This window comes from Phenylobacterium sp. (assembly GCF_041691455.1).
Lineage (GTDB): Bacteria > Pseudomonadota > Alphaproteobacteria > Caulobacterales > Caulobacteraceae > Phenylobacterium.
Genome location: NZ_JBEPUO010000008.1, coordinates 1 through 14,889 on the forward strand (window position 1 = coordinate 1; position 14,889 = coordinate 14,889).

General features: G+C 68.4%; 15 protein-coding genes and 1 other RNA gene. 6 read left to right on the plus strand and 10 right to left on the minus strand.

Annotated features, from left to right (window positions below; translation table 11 throughout):
- Nucleotides 1-96: 96 nt before the first annotated feature.
- Nucleotides 97-455: a transfer-messenger RNA gene (gene ssrA / locus ACESMY_RS12140) on the minus strand.
- A gap of 141 nt (nucleotides 456-596) precedes the next feature.
- Between ssrA and ACESMY_RS12145 the strand changes: the two genes are divergently transcribed.
- Complete coding sequence (locus ACESMY_RS12145; protein WP_372784848.1) at nucleotides 597-1,208, plus strand: inner membrane-spanning protein YciB; 612 nt, start codon at nucleotides 597-599, stop codon at nucleotides 1,206-1,208.
- Nucleotides 1,209-1,212: 4 nt separating this feature from the next.
- On the opposite strand, the gene ACESMY_RS12150 is transcribed toward ACESMY_RS12145, so the two are convergent.
- Genes ACESMY_RS12150 through ACESMY_RS12160 form a run of 3 tightly spaced genes read right to left on the minus strand, consistent with a single transcriptional unit; the run spans nucleotide 1,213 to nucleotide 3,267 of the window.
- Entirely contained in the window at nucleotides 1,213-2,103 is an 891-nt protein-coding gene (locus ACESMY_RS12150; RefSeq protein ID WP_372784849.1) for a hypothetical protein, read from the minus strand.
- Nucleotides 2,104-2,141: 38 nt separating this feature from the next.
- A complete protein-coding gene (gene ilvN / locus ACESMY_RS12155; RefSeq protein WP_372784993.1) occupies nucleotides 2,142-2,690 on the minus strand; it encodes an acetolactate synthase small subunit in 549 nt (182 codons plus the stop codon).
- 1 nt (nucleotide 2,691) lies between these two features.
- Complete coding sequence (locus ACESMY_RS12160; protein WP_372784850.1) at nucleotides 2,692-3,267, minus strand: TIGR00645 family protein; 576 nt, start codon at nucleotides 3,265-3,267, stop codon at nucleotides 2,692-2,694.
- 251 nt (nucleotides 3,268-3,518) lie between these two features.
- On the opposite strand from ACESMY_RS12160, the gene ACESMY_RS12165 reads away from it, so the two are divergent.
- Together ACESMY_RS12165 and ACESMY_RS12170 are read left to right on the plus strand one after the other, a co-directional pair.
- A complete protein-coding gene (locus tag ACESMY_RS12165; RefSeq protein ID WP_372784851.1) occupies nucleotides 3,519-3,881 on the plus strand; it encodes a SnoaL-like domain-containing protein in 363 nt (120 codons plus the stop codon).
- Nucleotides 3,882-3,925: 44 nt separating this feature from the next.
- A complete protein-coding gene (locus tag ACESMY_RS12170; RefSeq protein WP_372784852.1) occupies nucleotides 3,926-4,237 on the plus strand; it encodes a DUF6665 family protein in 312 nt (103 codons plus the stop codon).
- Nucleotides 4,238-5,083: 846 nt separating this feature from the next.
- On the opposite strand, the gene ACESMY_RS12175 is transcribed toward ACESMY_RS12170, so the two are convergent.
- On the minus strand, nucleotides 5,084-6,877 hold the full coding sequence (locus tag ACESMY_RS12175; RefSeq protein WP_372784853.1) for an acetolactate synthase 3 large subunit: 1,794 nt from the start codon (nucleotides 6,875-6,877) through the stop codon (nucleotides 5,084-5,086).
- Nucleotides 6,878-7,045: 168 nt separating this feature from the next.
- Nucleotides 7,046-7,978 carry a tRNA (adenosine(37)-N6)-dimethylallyltransferase MiaA gene (gene miaA / locus ACESMY_RS12180; RefSeq protein WP_372784994.1) on the minus strand — a complete coding sequence of 311 codons (933 nt, stop codon included), beginning with the start codon at nucleotides 7,976-7,978 and terminating at the stop codon, nucleotides 7,046-7,048.
- On the opposite strand from miaA, the gene serB reads away from it, so the two are divergent.
- A complete protein-coding gene (serB, locus tag ACESMY_RS12185; RefSeq protein ID WP_372784854.1) occupies nucleotides 7,977-8,873 on the plus strand; it encodes a phosphoserine phosphatase SerB in 897 nt (298 codons plus the stop codon). The genes miaA and serB overlap by 2 nt on opposite strands.
- A 48-nt stretch (nucleotides 8,874-8,921) precedes the next feature.
- Nucleotides 8,922-9,599 carry an HAD family hydrolase gene (locus tag ACESMY_RS12190; RefSeq protein ID WP_372784855.1) on the plus strand — a complete coding sequence of 226 codons (678 nt, stop codon included), beginning with the start codon at nucleotides 8,922-8,924 and terminating at the stop codon, nucleotides 9,597-9,599.
- On the opposite strand, the gene ACESMY_RS12195 is transcribed toward ACESMY_RS12190, so the two are convergent.
- From ACESMY_RS12195 to hflK, 3 genes are read right to left on the minus strand one after another with little or no spacing between them, the layout of a single operon-like run.
- Nucleotides 9,578-10,123: a GNAT family N-acetyltransferase gene (locus ACESMY_RS12195; RefSeq protein WP_372784856.1), complete on the minus strand. Its 546-nt coding sequence runs from the start codon at nucleotides 10,121-10,123 to the stop codon at nucleotides 9,578-9,580. The genes ACESMY_RS12190 and ACESMY_RS12195 overlap by 22 nt on opposite strands.
- Nucleotides 10,123-11,022: a protease modulator HflC gene (hflC, locus tag ACESMY_RS12200; RefSeq protein WP_372784857.1), complete on the minus strand. Its 900-nt coding sequence runs from the start codon at nucleotides 11,020-11,022 to the stop codon at nucleotides 10,123-10,125. Before hflC ends, ACESMY_RS12195 begins: the two co-directional genes overlap by 1 nt.
- Nucleotides 11,019-12,056: an FtsH protease activity modulator HflK gene (gene hflK / locus ACESMY_RS12205; protein ID WP_372784858.1), complete on the minus strand. Its 1,038-nt coding sequence runs from the start codon at nucleotides 12,054-12,056 to the stop codon at nucleotides 11,019-11,021. Before hflK ends, hflC begins: the two co-directional genes overlap by 4 nt.
- Before the next feature lie 271 nt (nucleotides 12,057-12,327).
- Here hflK and ACESMY_RS12210 point away from each other — a divergent pair, with 271 nt between their 5' ends.
- A complete protein-coding gene (locus ACESMY_RS12210; RefSeq protein ID WP_372784859.1) occupies nucleotides 12,328-13,434 on the plus strand; it encodes a P-loop NTPase in 1,107 nt (368 codons plus the stop codon).
- Between the two features lies 1 nt (nucleotide 13,435).
- On the opposite strand, the gene ACESMY_RS12215 is transcribed toward ACESMY_RS12210, so the two are convergent.
- On the minus strand, nucleotides 13,436-14,830 hold the full coding sequence (locus ACESMY_RS12215) for an MFS transporter (RefSeq protein ID WP_372784860.1): 1,395 nt from the start codon (nucleotides 14,828-14,830) through the stop codon (nucleotides 13,436-13,438).
- Nucleotides 14,831-14,889: the final 59 nt, after the last annotated feature.

Genomic DNA, 14,889 nt, shown 5'->3' on the forward strand with positions numbered 1-14,889 from the left:
AGAAGGGAGGCGCCGGCAGGGCGTTAGGTGGGAGGCTTCTGTTGGCAGGCGCCTCGCCCTTTTGCCGATAAGAAGGGAGGCGCCGGCAGGGCGTTAGGTGGGAGGCTTCTGTTGGCAGGCGCCTCCCGGGCCCCGCCTAAGGATCTGAACCCCTAGGACTTAGATTGAGAACCGTCGAACCGCTTACGCGGCCAGGCGGACTTCTCCAGCGAAGTTATCGTTCGCAGTTAGTTTAAAACCCGGAACGGTGGGTCAGGCCGAGAGAAAGCAACACCTTTAGACGTCTGTCGATGCTGATCGGCCCCGCACTGTCCGGCGATAACCCGGGAAGATTGGTGGAGCCGCCGGGAATCGCACCCGGGTCCAGTCCGCTTATTACGTGCGCGTTTATCTCCATAGTCAGAGCAAGCCCTGACCCGGCCAATATAGGCCCCGGGGGTTAAAAACTGAAGGACCGTCTGTTCGCGAAGCGCGAATGGCAGGCTGTTTTCCGCCAATCGCCATCTGCGGTTCGTGAGCGGGTTAGGCGGTCGGGGCGGCCCGCCGCTAGCCTTGGGACATCGAATTCTCACCCGATGTAAGCCTGAGGTAACCTTATGAAAAATCTGCTTTTCGCGGCGCGTCCCCTGGCGCTGGACCTGATTTCCACCCTGGTCTTCGTGGTTCTGAGCGCGGTCACGCACAACGTGCTGCTGGCCACCGGGGTCGCCATCGCCGCCGGCGCGGCGCGGGTCCTCTATCTGCGGCTGCGCGGCCAGCATGTGAACGCCATGCAGTGGATGAGCCTGGGCCTGGTGGTGGTCACCGGCGGAGCGACGCTATTAACCAAGGACCCGCGGTTCATGATGGCCAAGCCCAGCGTCATCTATCTGCTGGTCGGCGCGGCCATGCTGGAGCGCGGCTGGATGCTCCCCTACCTGCCGCCTGCCGGCCGCGAGCATCTGTCGGACGAGGTGATGATCGGCTGGGGCTATGTCTGGGCCGGCCTGATGTTCGTCACCGCCGCCCTGAACGCGGTCTTCGCGCTCGCCACGTCGCTGGCGGTCTGGAGCCTGTTCATAGCCATCTTCCCGGCGGCTTCGAAGATCGGCCTCTTCGCGATCCAGTACCTGGCGGTCCGGGCCCGTGCGATCCGCAATGCGCGCCGGACCGCAGCCCTGGCCCTCGCCCTGGCCGAGACACAACGGCAGGAGCTGCTGGCGGCCTGAGCCCTCAGGCCCCCGCGTCCGGCGCCACGCCCGGCGGCTGGCGCCGGGCGTGGGGGTCCGGCTTCAGCGACCCGCCATGGGCCGTGAGGTCGCGGTAGGCGTCGCGGGCGCCGGCGAAGCTGGCGCCGCCCGGGAAGATCACGTCGAAGCGCCCATCGTGGCCCAGGGCCGCGCGCAGCACCGGCTCCAGGACATCGGCCGCCTCCCCGATGGCGGCGGTGTCGCAGGAGCGCCGCAGCGAGCGGGCCCGGCCGGGGACCATCAGGGTCAGGTCATAGTCCGTGCCGTCCACGCAGACATCCTCGGCGAGATCCGGCCCCTGGCTCACCCGCACGTCGCGCGGCGCGGACCAGAGGGGGAGCCCCTTCAGCGCCTGGAAGGCCTGGGCCTGGCCGGGTGGCAGCTCGGCGTCGAAGCCCATCCGCCGCGCGATGCCGGCCTCGCAGCAGGCGAGGCCCGCGCGGGCCTGGACGAAGGCCTTGCCGTCCCGCCGCACGATGATCCTGACGACGCTCTGGCGCACGCTGCGGGCCGGCCTGACCCAGACCTCCAGCACCATCTCGTCGCCGCGCGGCAGTTGCCATTGGAGGGGGCTGAGGCCCCAGAGCCGGTAGGTCGAGGGATCGACGCCGCTGTCGACCGGGATCGCGTGTGCGCCGCCCGCCATCCGGCGTCCGCCCAGCGGGTCGGCGGCTTCCGGGGCGACCGGGCGCTTGTCGTCCCACCAGGCCTTCGGGTCGGGCGGCGGGAAGGGCCAGATCTCCGCCTCGGCCGGCGAGGCGCCCGGCGGCGGCCTGGTGACCGGGGGCGAGGGCGGGGCGCGGCGGAAGATCTGCGCCTCGGCCGGAGCCGCGGCGGCGGCGATCAGGAGGGCGGCGAGGATGAGGGAGCGCACGGTCTGGAAAGCCCTCCAGCAGCCCTGGCGGTTCCCGCTCAGAGCACCTCGACGCCGCGCTGAATGGAGAGCACGCCGGTCCGCGAGACCTCGACCAGCCCCAGGGGCCGCATCAGGTCGGTGAACTTGTCGATCTTGGACGGCGCGCCGGTGAGCTCGAAGACGAAGCTCTCGTGAGTGGTGTCGATCACCTTGGCGCGGAAGATGTCGGCGACCCGCAGGGCCTCGACCCGGTCGGGGCCCGTCCCCTTGACCTTCACCAACGCCAGCTCGCGCTCCAGGCCGTTGGGGTCCCGCGTCACGTCCTGCACGTGGCGGGTGGAGACCATCTTGGTGAGCTGGGCCTCGATCTGCGACAGCACCTGCAGCGTGCCGCGGGTGACGATGGTCACGCGGCTGGTGTGGGCCTTGCGGTCGGTCTCGGCGACGGTGAGGCTCTCGATATTGTAGCCGCGCGCCGCGAAGAGCCCGACCAGGCGGTGCAGCACGCCCGGCTCGTTGTCCACCAGCACCGCGAAGGTCGCCAAGCTCTCGGCCTCGTCGGCATGGGCGAGGTCGTAGACGGAGGCGGGCTGGGTGTCGGTCATGTCAGGCGGACTCATGTTTCGCGCCCGCGGCGTGCGGCGCGTGGGCCCGGGCGCCCACCCAGTCCATTAGCGCAAAAAGCACGCCCGAAACCACAAACGTCAGATGCAGGACCACCAGCCAGCGCAGGCGGGTTTCGTCCACGGCCGTCTCGGCGTCCAGCAGCGTCATGAAGGCGCGCAGCAGCGATATGGCGGAAATCGCCACGATCGAGCCGATCAGCTTCATCTTGAGGCCTGAGAAATCGAGCGTCCCCATCCAGCTCGGGCGGTCTTCGCTGTCGCCGGTGTCGATCTTGGAGACGAAGTTCTCGTAGCCCGAGAAGACGATGATCAGCACGAGGTTCGCGGCCAGCGAGATGTCGATCAACGAGAGCACGGCGAGGGTGATCTCTTCGGTGGTGGACTGGAGCACCGAGGAAAAGCTCTCCACCAGCTCGTAGCCGAACCGGAACAGGAGCAGCAGGAGCGAAAGCGCCAGGCCGACGTAGAACGGCGCCAGGATCCACCGCGAGTTGAACATCCAGGACTCGAGAAGACGTTCAATGGGGAACTTCGGTCCCCGCTCTCCGCGACTCATCGGCGCCTATCCCCTCACGCTGCGACCCCTGGATTCCAGGAGCTGGCCCGATCCGGAGCCCGGCGCGATGCTGCGGGCTGGCGCTGCGGGCGGCAAGTGAAAGCTGCGCCCTGCTGCCAGCACGTTGTCACCACGCGGGTCTAAGGTCCGGAGGTTGCCGCGACGCCGCGTGTCGATTTCCCGCCGGCTCCCGCGTCTCAGACAGGAGCCTGACCGTGAAGGTCGGGACGGGTTGCAGAAGGAAGATCATCATGACCACCCAAGACATCGCCAACGACCTCGTCGCCCTCTGCAAGGAAGGCAAATTCGCCGAGAGCGGCGAGAAGTACTGGGCTGACGACGTGGTCAGCGTCGAGGCCGGCGCGCCCGGCGGCGGCGATCCGGTCAGCCGCGGCATCGACGCGGCCCGCGGCAAGGGCGAGTGGTGGGCCAACAACCACGAGATCCACGGCGTCGAGGTCGAAGGGCCCTACGTCAACGGCGACCAGTTCGTGGTGCGCTTCAAGATGGACGTAACGCCGACCGGCGGTGCGCGGATGACCATGGACGAGATGGCGGTCTACACGCTGAAGGGCGGCAAGATCGCCGAGGAGCGGTTCTTCTATAACGGCTGAGGCTGGGCTTGCGCGGGGCAGGGAGGGCGCCAACATGGGCGTCGATGTCCTCGCTCCGCATGCCCCAGGGTTTCGTCAAGCAGCTAAACGGCGAGTCCGCCGACGCTGCGCTGCGCCATGAGATCGTCGAGGAACAGGCCGCAGCCCTCGGCCGCATGGGCCGCAAGGCTGAGGCCGCCCTGGCCGCGCTCCGGGCTCACGAGGGCGAGGGCCGCGCCCAGGTCCTGAAGGCCGCGGCCGATGCGGTCTGGTGCTTCCTCGTCCAGCGCGAGGTGCTGGGCCTGCGCGACCGCGCCGCGATCGTCGCCCAGTTCGACATCCCCCGCGAGGTGATGATCAGGCTGGGCGCCAAGTAGCGGTGTCGGTGGTCTGGGAGTTCTTCGAACCGCATTCCATCCCGGAGGAGGTATGACGATCTATTCTAGCGTCTCAGCCAATCAAACAAATTCGGACTGAACGCAGCAACTCCGGTGGCCAGAACCACTAGAACCAAAATGATCCCAGCAAGCGCAACTATTCCCCAGCCAACGCCCGTGGCTTTCAAAGGGCCGACCTCGACATGAAGGCTGTCTTGGTTGTTCCTTCTAGTCATGCGGCTCGCTCCGACCGGAGTCCGCGTTGAGCCGATAGAGGCCTGACTCGCCGAACAGCTTTCCCGCTTGGGCCAGTCGCCAAGTCACGGGACCCACGCTCGAATGAGGCGCAGCGCTGCCCCATCGTGCGCGAATTCTGGACGCGATCTCCTTAGGCGAGAGGGCCGCATCGCCCGCTTTGTGGGCAACCGCTAGCACCTCGACTATTTTTTCCGGCAACGAGGGTTCCCTTCGCGCCTTGGGAAAGGGAACGCCGATCGACGCGAGAGCCTCTTCCAGGGAGAGGTCTGGGAGTTCGCCCCTGCGCTTGTCGGCAGTTCTTGACGCTTCAAGAGCTTCTACTAGTGCAGTCCGTTCCAACGATAGGATCTGCAGACCACGTTCCAGGCGATAGATGAATTCATCCACCACCTGCAAGCGATCATTGAGTGCTGATTGAACAGTCGGTTCCACGCATCGCTGCTACGCCTTGAAGTCTTGACGCGTCAACTGCGTTCGGATGACGACGCTCGAATATCCACACCTTTTCTGAATTCGTGGATGTTTCCCCGAATTTCTGGGTATAAATTGTGTATAAGTGTGGATGGATTGTGTATAAATAACGTCGCGCTAGACTAGCCGCTTGCCCGCCTCGCTGACCAGGGCGCCCAGGTCGCCCGCCTCGTCGGCGAGCGTCATCTCGTTGTGCGCCTTGCCGGAGACGATCATCGGGAAGCAGTTCTCTTCCTTGGTGACCCGGCAGTCGAAGATCACCGGCTTCCTCACCGCGATCATCTCGCGGATCTTGTCGTCGAGTTCGTCGGGGTGCTCGGCGCGCAGGCCGACGCCGCCGTAGGCCTCGGCGAGCTTCACGAAGTCGGGCAGGCTGGCCGAATAGGAGTGCGAATAGCGCTCGCCGTGCAGCAGCTGCTGCCATTGGCGGACCATCCCCATGTACTCGTTGTTGAGGATGAAGATCTTGATCGGCAGCTCGTGCTGAACCGCGGTCGACATCTCCTGCATGGTCATCTGCACGCTGGCGTCGCCGGCGATGTCGATGACCAGCGCGTTCGGGTGGGCCATCTGGACGCCCACGGCGGCGGGCAGGCCATAGCCCATGGTGCCGAGCCCGCCGGAGGTCATCCAGCGGTTGGGCTCGTCGAAGTGGAAGAACTGCGCCGCCCACATCTGATGCTGGCCGACCTCGGTGGTGATGTAGACGTCCTCGCCGCGGGTCAGTTCATAGAGCCGCTGGATGGCGTACTGCGGCTTGATCAGCTTGGCGTCGGGCGCATAGCGGAAGCCGTCGCGGGCGCGCCAGACGTCGATCTGCTTCCACCAGTCGGCGAGCGCGGTCTTGCTGGTCTTGAGCTCCTTCTGTTTCCAGACGGCGATCAGGTCGGCGAGCACGCTGCCGGCGTCGCCGACGATGCCGATGTCGGTGCGCACGTTCTTGCCGATCGAGGAGGCGTCGATGTCGATGTGGATCTTCCGCGAGCCCGGCGAGAAGGCGTCGAGGCGGCCGGTCACCCGGTCGTCGAAGCGCGCGCCGATGCAGACCATGACGTCACAGTCGTGCATGGCGTGATTGGCCTCGAAGGCGCCGTGCATCCCCAGCATGCCCAGCCACTGCGGGCTCGACGCCGGGAAGGCCCCCAGGCCCATCAGGGTCGAGGTGACCGGCGCGCCGGTCAGGGCGGCGAACTCGCGCAGCAGCTTGGCGGCCTCGGGCCCGGCGTTGATCACCCCGCCGCCGGTGTAGAGGATCGGCCGGCGGGCCTTGGCGATCATGGCGGCGGCCTCGGCGATGCGGCCGGGGTCGCCCTTGGTGCGCGGTGCGTAGTTGTGGACGTGCTTGACCTCGGCCGGGCCCTGGTAGGCGCCCTTGGCGAACTGCACGTCCTTGGGGATGTCGATGACCACCGGGCCCGGGCGGCCGGAGGTGGCGATATGGAAGGCTTCGTGCAGGATGCGCGGCAGGTCGGCGACGTCCTTCACCAGGTAGTTGTGCTTGGTGCAGGGCCGGGTGATGCCGATGGTGTCGCATTCCTGGAAGGCGTCGGTGCCGATCAGGTGGGTGGCGACCTGGCCGGTGATGACGATCAGCGGGATGGAATCCATCAGGGCGTCGACGATGCCGGTCACCGCATTGGTGGCGCCCGGCCCCGAGGTGACCAGCACCACGCCGGGCTTGCCGGTGGAGCGCGCATAGCCCTCCGCCGCATGGGTCGCGCCCTGTTCGTGGCGGACGAGCACGTGCTTCAGCCGCGGCTCGGAGAAGAGCGCGTCATAGATCGGCAGCACCGCGCCGCCCGGATAGCCGAACAGGACATCCACGCCCTGGTCGATGAGCGCGCGCACGACCATCTCGGCCCCGGAGAGGGTGATGGTGTCAGCTTCGATCGTCGTCTGGTGGGCGGTCATGGGTTGGCTCGGGGTTCGGGGCATTAAAAAAGGCCCGCGGGGGGCCTGGTGCAAGCGACCGTTGACGGGCTGACCTCAATGTCAGTCCGCGGCGGGCCGCCTTACGAGTACAAGAATGCTGCGCACGAGAATTCCTCGGAATTGGAGGATCAGGCGTTTCGCATGGCGTCAGGAGGCCGTCAAGCCGGGGTTGAGCGCAACAAACTGCCTCCACTGCGCTTCGGCGTCGATTTCGGTGAGCCGTGGCCAATCGGCCATCCGGCCGCGCATCCAGGTGGTCTGGCGCTTGGCATAGTTGCGAGTTTGCTGCTGGGCGGCGGCCAGGGCCTGGGGGAGGGCGGTTTCGCCCCGCAGGTGGGCGGCGAATTCGCGGACGCCGACCGCCTTCATCGCCGGCAGGGCAGGGTCGAGATCGCGGGCCATGAGCGCCCGGACCTCGTCCAGCACGCCGGCCCCGACCATCGCCTCCAGGCGGGCGTCGCAGCGGGCGTAGAGCGCCTCGCGGGGCGGCTCCAGGGCGACGGCGCGCCAGGCCTGCGGCTCGAGCGTCGGCTCGGTCCGGGACTGGTGATCGCTGAGCGAGACGCCGCTCGCCGCCCAGACACTCCAGGCGCGGATCAGCCGCTGGCGGTCGCCGCTCTCGATGCGCGTTTCCGCCGTCGGGTCGGCGCCGGCCAGGCGCTGCCGGAACGCCGGCTCGCCCAGGGCGTCGAACTCGGCCGTCGCCTGGGCGCGGACCGCGGTCGGGACCGGCGGGATCTCCGCCAGGCCCACGGTCAAGGCCTGGAAATAGAGACCGGTGCCGCCGATCAGGATCGCCTGGCCATCGCGCCTGGCGATCTCGCCCAGCACCTGCACCGCCGCCTCGCGCCAGCGGCCGACCGACCAGCCGTCGGCGGCGTCGACGGTTCCGAACAGGTGGTGCGGCGTCCGGGCCCGCTCCTCAGCGGACGGCGCGGCGGAGAGGATCGCCAGGTCGCGGTAGAGCTGCATGGAGTCGGCATTGACGATCTCGGCCCCGGTGGCGCGCGCCAGCCGGAGCGCCAGCGCCGACTTGCCGCTTGCCGTGGGTCCGGCGATCAGCCAGATGCGGGGCTCCATGGATCTTGTGCTCACCCTCGTCGCGCCCCCCAACGCCGGGGCCTTCTCGATCAACCTACGCGAAGTGTTCGCGAGCGTCGGCGCGCGCGGCAAGGAATCTCGCAAGCTCTCGGCGGGCGACGGCGCGGCGAGCGACGTGATCCTGGAGGCCGACGACCTCCTGGCCGTGCGAGCGGCGCTGGAGGCCCCGATGGCCGATCAGCAGCTCGACTGGTGCCTGCAGCCGCTGGAAGGACGCAAGAAGCGCCTGCTGGTCGCCGACATGGATTCCACGATCATCAACGTCGAGTGCCTGGACGAACTGGCCGACTTCGCGGGGCTGAAGGCCGAGATCTCGGCGATCACCGAGCGGGCCATGCGCGGGGAACTCCCCTTCGAGAGCGCGCTACGCGAGCGGGTAGCGATGCTGAAGGGCCTGCCGGTCACCGTCCTGCAGCAGGCCTACGACGAGCGCGTGCGGCTCAATCCGGGCGCGCGGACCCTGGTCAGGACCATGGCCGCGAACGGCGCGCGCTGCGTGCTGGTCTCCGGCGGGTTTTCGTTCTTCACCAGCCGGGTGGCGCAGGCCGCGCTGTTCCAGGCGCATCGCGGGAACACGCTGTTGGAGGCCGACGGCGTGCTGACCGGCGAGGTCGGTGAGCCGATCCTCGGCCGCGAGGCCAAGCTCACGGCGCTGGAGGAAGAGGCCGCCGCCCGGCAGCTTCCGCTCTCGGCGACGCTGGCGATCGGCGACGGGGCCAACGACCTGGCGATGATCGAGGCGGCCGGCCTGGGCGTCGCCTATCGCGCCAAGCCGGTCGTGGCCGCCCGGGCCGACGCGCGGGTGGATCATGCCGACCTCACGGCGCTGCTCTACTTCCAGGGCTACGCCGAGGACGCCTTCGTTACAGACTGAAGCCGGCGTTGATTTTGCGTCGGCGCGCGACTCCGCTTAGTCCGCGCCATGAGCCTCCCCCGCACCGTGCGCGCCGTCGTCTTCGACATGGACGGCCTGCTCTTCGACAGCGAGAGCGTCTACCGCGACGCCATGATCGCCACGGCGGCCGAGCTCGGGCTGGAGATGCCGTCCTCGCTGTTCCTCAAGCTGGTGGGCCTGCCCTGGGCGGCGAACATCCCCATGCTGATGGCGCACTACGGGCCGACCTTCGAGCCGGAGAGCTTCCGCCGCGAGGCGACCCGCCGGTTCCACATTGTCGCCGACGCCGAGATCTGCCTGAAGGCGGGCGTGGTCGAGATCCTGGACGCGCTCGACGCGCTCGGGCTGCCGCGCGCGATCGCCACCTCCTCGATGCACCCGACCGTGCAGCACCACCTCGGCCAGCACGGGCTGCTGGACCGCTTCGACGCCCTGGTGGCGCAGGGCGACTACGCGCGTGGCAAGCCCGCGCCCGACCCGTTCCTGACAGCCGCCGGGCGTCTGGGCGTCGCGCCCGAGGACTGCCTCGCCCTGGAAGACAGCCATAGCGGCGTCCGTGCGGCCCACGCGGCCGGCATGATGACCATCATGGTGCCGGACCTGCTGCACGCCACGGAGGAGATGCAGACCCTCTGCGTACGCATCGCCCGCGACCTGCACGAAGTGCGGGAACTGCTTGAAGCTCAGCGCAGCGCGATCCAGTAGCGGCGGCCCCGGTCGCCCTCGACCCAGGGGTGGGGGATGGTGTCCTGCAGCACGCCGCCGTTCTTCTCGATCACCCGGATCGAGGCGGGGTTCTTCAGGTTGGCCGTGAGCATCACCCGATCGAGCGGCAGGTTGGCCCGCACATGGTCCAGCATCCCGGCGAGCATGGCCGAGGCATAACCCCGTCCCTGGGCCGAGGGCCTCACCGAATAGCCGATGTGGCCACCCCACTGCGACAGGGCGGCGTTCAAGGCGTGCCGCACGCTGACCGATCCCAGGAATTCATCGCCGTCCACGTACCAGAGCAGGGTCTCGGGCGCCCGCTGGCCGAGCGCGCCGTCAGGCAGGACGATGGTCGCGGGCGGGTCGGCAAGCTGGCGCAGGAACCCGTCCGGGTCGGCGGCGACCGCGGCGATCGTCTCCGGCGTCTCGGGCCGCAGGGTGTCGCGGGAATAACCCTCACGCATGGCCTCGACGAACGAGGCCATGTACCGGGCGTCCGGCCGAACCAGGGCCGCCGTCATCAGCGCCTGGCGCCGCCGGGGCCCTGTTCGAAATATTTGAAGAAGGCGCTGTCGGGCGAAAGGATCAGCGTCGTGTCGCCTTGGGCGAGGCCCGTCTCGTAGGCCTGCATCGAGCGGTAGAAGGCTGAGAAGGCCGGATCCTTGCCATAGGCTTCGGCGAAGATGCGGGTGCGCTGGGCGTCGCCCTGGCCCTTGGTCGTCTCGCCGGTCTGCTGGGCGGTGGCGAGCGTGATCGCCACTTCCTTGTCGGCCGACGCGATGATCTCACGCTTCTGCTGTTCGCCCTTGGCCCGGGTCTGAGCGGCGATCTGCTGGCGCTGGGTCTGCATGCTGCGGAACACGTTCGGCTGGATCTGGGCCGGCAGGTCGACGCGCTTGATCCGCAGGTCGATGACCTCGATCCCGAGCCGCGAGGCCTTGGCCCGGCTTTCCACGTCCAGCCGGGTCTGTTGCATCAGCTGGTCGCGACGGCCGGAGATGATGTCCGACTGCGCCGCCGAGCCGAGAATCTGGCGCAGCGACGAGTTCACCAGCCGCTCAAGCCGGTCCTGGGCGATCTGCTCGTTCCGAAGCGTCCGGTAGTATTGCAGCGGGTCCGAGATGCGGTAGCGCAGGAAGGCGTCGACCAACAGACGCTGTTCGTCGGAGGCGATGACCTCTTCCTGGGCGGCTTCCATGGCCAGGTTCCGTCGATCGAGCTTGATGACGTTCTCGACGAACGGCGTCTTGAAGTTCAGGCCCGCACCGGGCTGGCCCGGCGCATGGATCACCCGGACCGGCTGGCCGAAGCGCAGCACGATGGCCTGCTGGCGTTGCTCGACCACGAACAGGCTGTTGGCCAGGATGACGATGGCCGCGAAGGCCAGGATGGCCCAGAGGATCAGCGGGCTGCGGGTCATTGGCCGGCTCCCCGCGCGGGTGCGGTGGGCGCGGCCTGGGTGTCGGCCGGCGGCGGGGCAGCGGCCGCGGGCGCGTTCCTGGGCCGGAAGACGTCCGGCGGCAGGATCACCGGGGCGGTCACGCCCTTGCCGGAGACGATCACCTTGTTGGAACGGGCCAGCACCTTTTCCATGGTTTCCAGATAGAGCCGCTGGCGGGTGGCTTCAGGCGCCCGGCGGTACTCGCCGTAGATCGAGTTGAATCGCGCGGCGTCGCCGGTGGCGGTGCGCACGGACTGCTCGCGGTAGCCCTCGGCGGACTGAATGATCTTGGCGGCGTCGCCCTTCGCCTCGTTGACCACCCGGTTCTTGTAGGTGTCGCCCTCGTTGACCGCCGACGCGGCGTCCTGTTGGGCGTTGGTCACGTCGCGGAACGCAGCGATGACTTCGGGGGGCGGATTGGCTGTCCGGATCTGCACCTCAACGACGCTGACGCCTGCGCCCCAGCGGTCGAGCGTCTTCTGCATCAGTTCGGCGGTCTGCAGCTGCACCTGCCCCTTGCCGCCCGTCAGGATGGGGTCGAGCGGCGTCTTGCCGATGATCTCGCGCATCGAGCTTTCGGCCACCGCCTTGACGGCCTCCTCCGGCGCGCGCGTGGCGAACAGATAGCGGCTGGCGTCGTTGATCCGCCAGGTGACGCTGAAGTTCAGGTCGACGATGTTTTCGTCGCTGGTCAGCATCAGGCTTTCCTGCGGCACATCTCCGTCGGCCGCGCCGTTGCCGCCGATGTCGAGGCGGTTCAGCGAGGTGACCGGCACCTTCTCCACATGCTCGATGGGGCTCGGCAGGTGGTAGCGAAGGCCGGGCGCCTCGGAGCGCGAATAGGCCCCGAAGGTGGTGACCACCGCTTCTTCGTTGGGTTGCACCTGGTAGATTCCGGAAAGCGCCCAGAGCGCGAAGACCGCGCCGGCGATCGCCGCGATGGCGCCGGGCCTGACCCCGCCGCCCGGTCCGCCGCCGAAGAGGCCGCGAAGGCGGTCGCGGAGCTGGTCCATGCCGGCGCCCAGGTCAGGGCCGGGACCCCGGGGCCCACGGCCGCCGCCATTGCCGCCGGGGCGGCGTGGGGGCGGGTCTTTGCGCCCGCCGTCGTCGCCCGAAGGGGGTGAGCCCCAAGGGCCGGGATTGGCGTTGTCGTTCCAGGGCATCTGCCGGGTCGGTCTTTGCTTTAAGCTTTGTTGTGGTCGATCCAGGCGCAGCAGGCGTGTAAACCCGCGCTGTCTCCCCGGATATGAGACCCTAGCTGGACCAAAGCAAGCTTAAGGCGTCATGAGCGAAGAAACCGCCCCCGATCGAGGCGCCATCCTGGCCGCGCTCGATGCCGTCCAGGACCCCCGCTCGGGCCGTGGCCTGACGGCGGCGGGGCTCGTGCGGGGGCTTACCATTCGCGGCGCGCGCGCGGCCTTCATGCTGGAAGTCCCGGCCGCCGACACCGCGCTCTACGCCCCGGTGAGGGACGCGGCCGAACGCGCCCTGGCCGCTGTCGCGGGCGTGGCGGGCGCCCAGGTGGTGCTGACCGCCGAGACCGCCGGACCGTCGCTGAAGGTCACGCCGCGCCGCGCGACCGCGCGGGTGCAGGAGGATCCGCAGGCGCGGCTTTCGCCCATGGCCGAGGCCGTGCGCCCGGCCTTCGTCGGCAAGGTGATCGCCATCGCCAGCGGCAAGGGCGGGGTCGGCAAGTCGACGGTGGCGGTGAACCTCGCCGCGGCCTTCGCCCACCTGGGGCTGCAGGCCGGGCTGCTGGACGCCGATATCTACGGCCCCTCCGCGCCGCACATGATGGGGATCAAGGACGAGCCGACGTTCGATGAGGAAAAGCGGCTGATTCCGCTCGTGGCCTGGGGCGTGAAGGTGATGTCGATCGGCTTCATCGTCGAGGACGGGACCGCCAACATCTGGCGCGGGCCGATGGCGTCTTCGGCGCTCAGGACGCTGATGGGCAGCGTCTGGGGGACGAAGGACGATCCGCTCGACGTGCTGATCGTCGACCTGCCGCCGGGCACCGGCGACATTCAGTTGACCCTCGTCCAGCGGCTGCAGCTCGACGGGGTGGTGATCGTCTCGACGCCGCAGGAGATCGCCCTGATCGACGCCCGGCGGGCGGCCACCATGTTCCGCAAGACCGGCGCCTCGATCCTGGGCGTGGTGGAGAACATGGCCTGGTTCGCCGACCCGGCGACCGGCGCCCGCATCCCGATCTTCGGCGAGGGCGGCGCGGCCAAGGAAGCCCAGGCGCTGGGCGTGCCGCTGCTGGGCCAGGTAGCGATCGACGTGGCCCTGCGGCAATCCGGCGACGATGGCGCGCCGCTGGTCGCCACGGCGCCGGATAGCGCCGCGGCCCAGGTGTTCATCGAGATGGCGCGAAAGCTGGCCTGAGCTATTCGGCCGGCGCCGGCCGCTCCCCGACGCCGCCCCCCATGCTCTCGACGCCCGCGACCCCGCCGGCCTCGGCCGCCGCGAGGGCGTCGAGCTGGGCCCGGATCTCGCCCTGCCGTTGCGCCGTCAGCGAGTAGCCGAAGAACATGGCCCCGCCGATCAGCGCCAGGATGATGGGGGCGAAAAGGTAGCACATCTCCAGACCCCAGATGGCGTGGGGCGTGTTCACCGCCCCGTCCTTGGGATTGAATCCCACGTAGGCGAGGATCGGATAGACGATCGAGATGGTGATCGAGGTGCCGAACTTCTGGGTCATGGTGACCAGGGCGAAGAGCACGCCCGAACGCTCCTGGCCGGTCTCCAGCCGCAGCTGATCGGCCACGTCGGCGACCATGGCGCGGACCAGCAGTATGAAGGCGCTGGCGCAGAAGCCCACCGAAGCCATGCCGACCGCGGTGACCGCGAACTGGCCCGCCGGCATGGCCATCAGGATGGTCTGGGTGATGGCGTAGGCGACGCAGGCGACCTGCACGGCGCGGTGCTTGCCGATCTTCTGCGCCACCCAGCCCCAGAACGGCGCGCCGACGACCCCGGCGGCGGTGTAGGGGATGAGGAGCATCGGCACCTCGTGCAGCGAGAACTTCTTCGCCTCGTGGAAGAAGAAGATGTAGATCGGCGCCGTCGTGGCGGGGCCCAGCGTCAGGAAGAGGTCCGCCAGCACCAGCCGCAGCATCGAGGGCGTGGTCACCACCGCCGCATAGTCCTTGAGCGTCAGGCGTTCCTTTTTGGCCACCGGCACGTCCCGCTCGGGCGCCAGCAGGAGCGCCAGGGGGATGACGATCACCGCGGCCCCGATGATGATCCAGCCGATGGTCGGGATGCTGGCCGCCTTGGCGGGGTTGATCCGGTCGTTGGTGATCCACGGCAGCAGGTTGATCGTGACGCTGCCGGCGAACCCTAGGCCCATCATCCAGCCGAAGATGCGCGAGCGCTCGTCGTAGTCGCCGCTGATCGTCCCGGCCCAGGCCGAGTGCCCCAGCACCAGTAGGGAATAGGCCACGTAGAGCAGGGTGTACCAAAGCAGCAGATAGGGGATGCCCGCGTCGAGCGGCGGATTGAACACCTTGAAGATCGCCAGGATGGCGGCCGGCAGGCCGAGCAGGTACCAGGGCCGGTAGCGGCCGAACGGCGTCTTGGTCTTGTCCATCAATATGCCCAGCAGGATGTCGATCCCGAGGTCGGACAGCCGGATGGCGGCGATGGTGGCGCCCAGCGTCAGCAGGCTGATGCCCAGGTGCGAGGCGTAGAACTTGGGCAGGTAGACGCCCATGATCCCCAGCAGCAGGTAGGCCGGGATGCTGCCCGCCGAGAAGGCGAAGAGGCGGGGAAATGACAACCGACCCGCAGGGGTCCCTGAGGCTAAGGTCACTGTGCGTCTCCCAAAATAAATAGGTC

What these genes read in the sequence shown, in the direction of transcription:
- ACESMY_RS12145 (WP_372784848.1), top strand. Translation starts at nt 597, where the DNA reads ATGAAAAATCTGCTTTTCGCGGCGCGTCCCCTGGCGCTGGACCTGATT.
- ilvN (WP_372784993.1), bottom strand. Translation starts at nt 2,690, where the DNA reads ATGACCGACACCCAGCCCGCCTCCGTCTACGACCTCGCCCATGCCGAC.
- ACESMY_RS12160 (WP_372784850.1), bottom strand. Translation starts at nt 3,267, where the DNA reads ATGAGTCGCGGAGAGCGGGGACCGAAGTTCCCCATTGAACGTCTTCTC.
- ACESMY_RS12165 (WP_372784851.1), top strand. Translation starts at nt 3,519, where the DNA reads ATGACCACCCAAGACATCGCCAACGACCTCGTCGCCCTCTGCAAGGAA.
- ACESMY_RS12170 (WP_372784852.1), top strand. Translation starts at nt 3,926, where the DNA reads ATGTCCTCGCTCCGCATGCCCCAGGGTTTCGTCAAGCAGCTAAACGGC.
- ACESMY_RS12175 (WP_372784853.1), bottom strand. Translation starts at nt 6,877, where the DNA reads ATGACCGCCCACCAGACGACGATCGAAGCTGACACCATCACCCTCTCC.
- serB (WP_372784854.1), top strand. Translation starts at nt 7,977, where the DNA reads ATGGATCTTGTGCTCACCCTCGTCGCGCCCCCCAACGCCGGGGCCTTC.
- miaA (WP_372784994.1), bottom strand. Translation starts at nt 7,978, where the DNA reads ATGGAGCCCCGCATCTGGCTGATCGCCGGACCCACGGCAAGCGGCAAG.
- ACESMY_RS12190 (WP_372784855.1), top strand. Translation starts at nt 8,922, where the DNA reads ATGAGCCTCCCCCGCACCGTGCGCGCCGTCGTCTTCGACATGGACGGC.
- ACESMY_RS12195 (WP_372784856.1), bottom strand. Translation starts at nt 10,123, where the DNA reads ATGACGGCGGCCCTGGTTCGGCCGGACGCCCGGTACATGGCCTCGTTC.
- hflC (WP_372784857.1), bottom strand. Translation starts at nt 11,022, where the DNA reads ATGACCCGCAGCCCGCTGATCCTCTGGGCCATCCTGGCCTTCGCGGCC.
- hflK (WP_372784858.1), bottom strand. Translation starts at nt 12,056, where the DNA reads ATGGACCAGCTCCGCGACCGCCTTCGCGGCCTCTTCGGCGGCGGACCG.
- ACESMY_RS12210 (WP_372784859.1), top strand. Translation starts at nt 12,328, where the DNA reads ATGAGCGAAGAAACCGCCCCCGATCGAGGCGCCATCCTGGCCGCGCTC.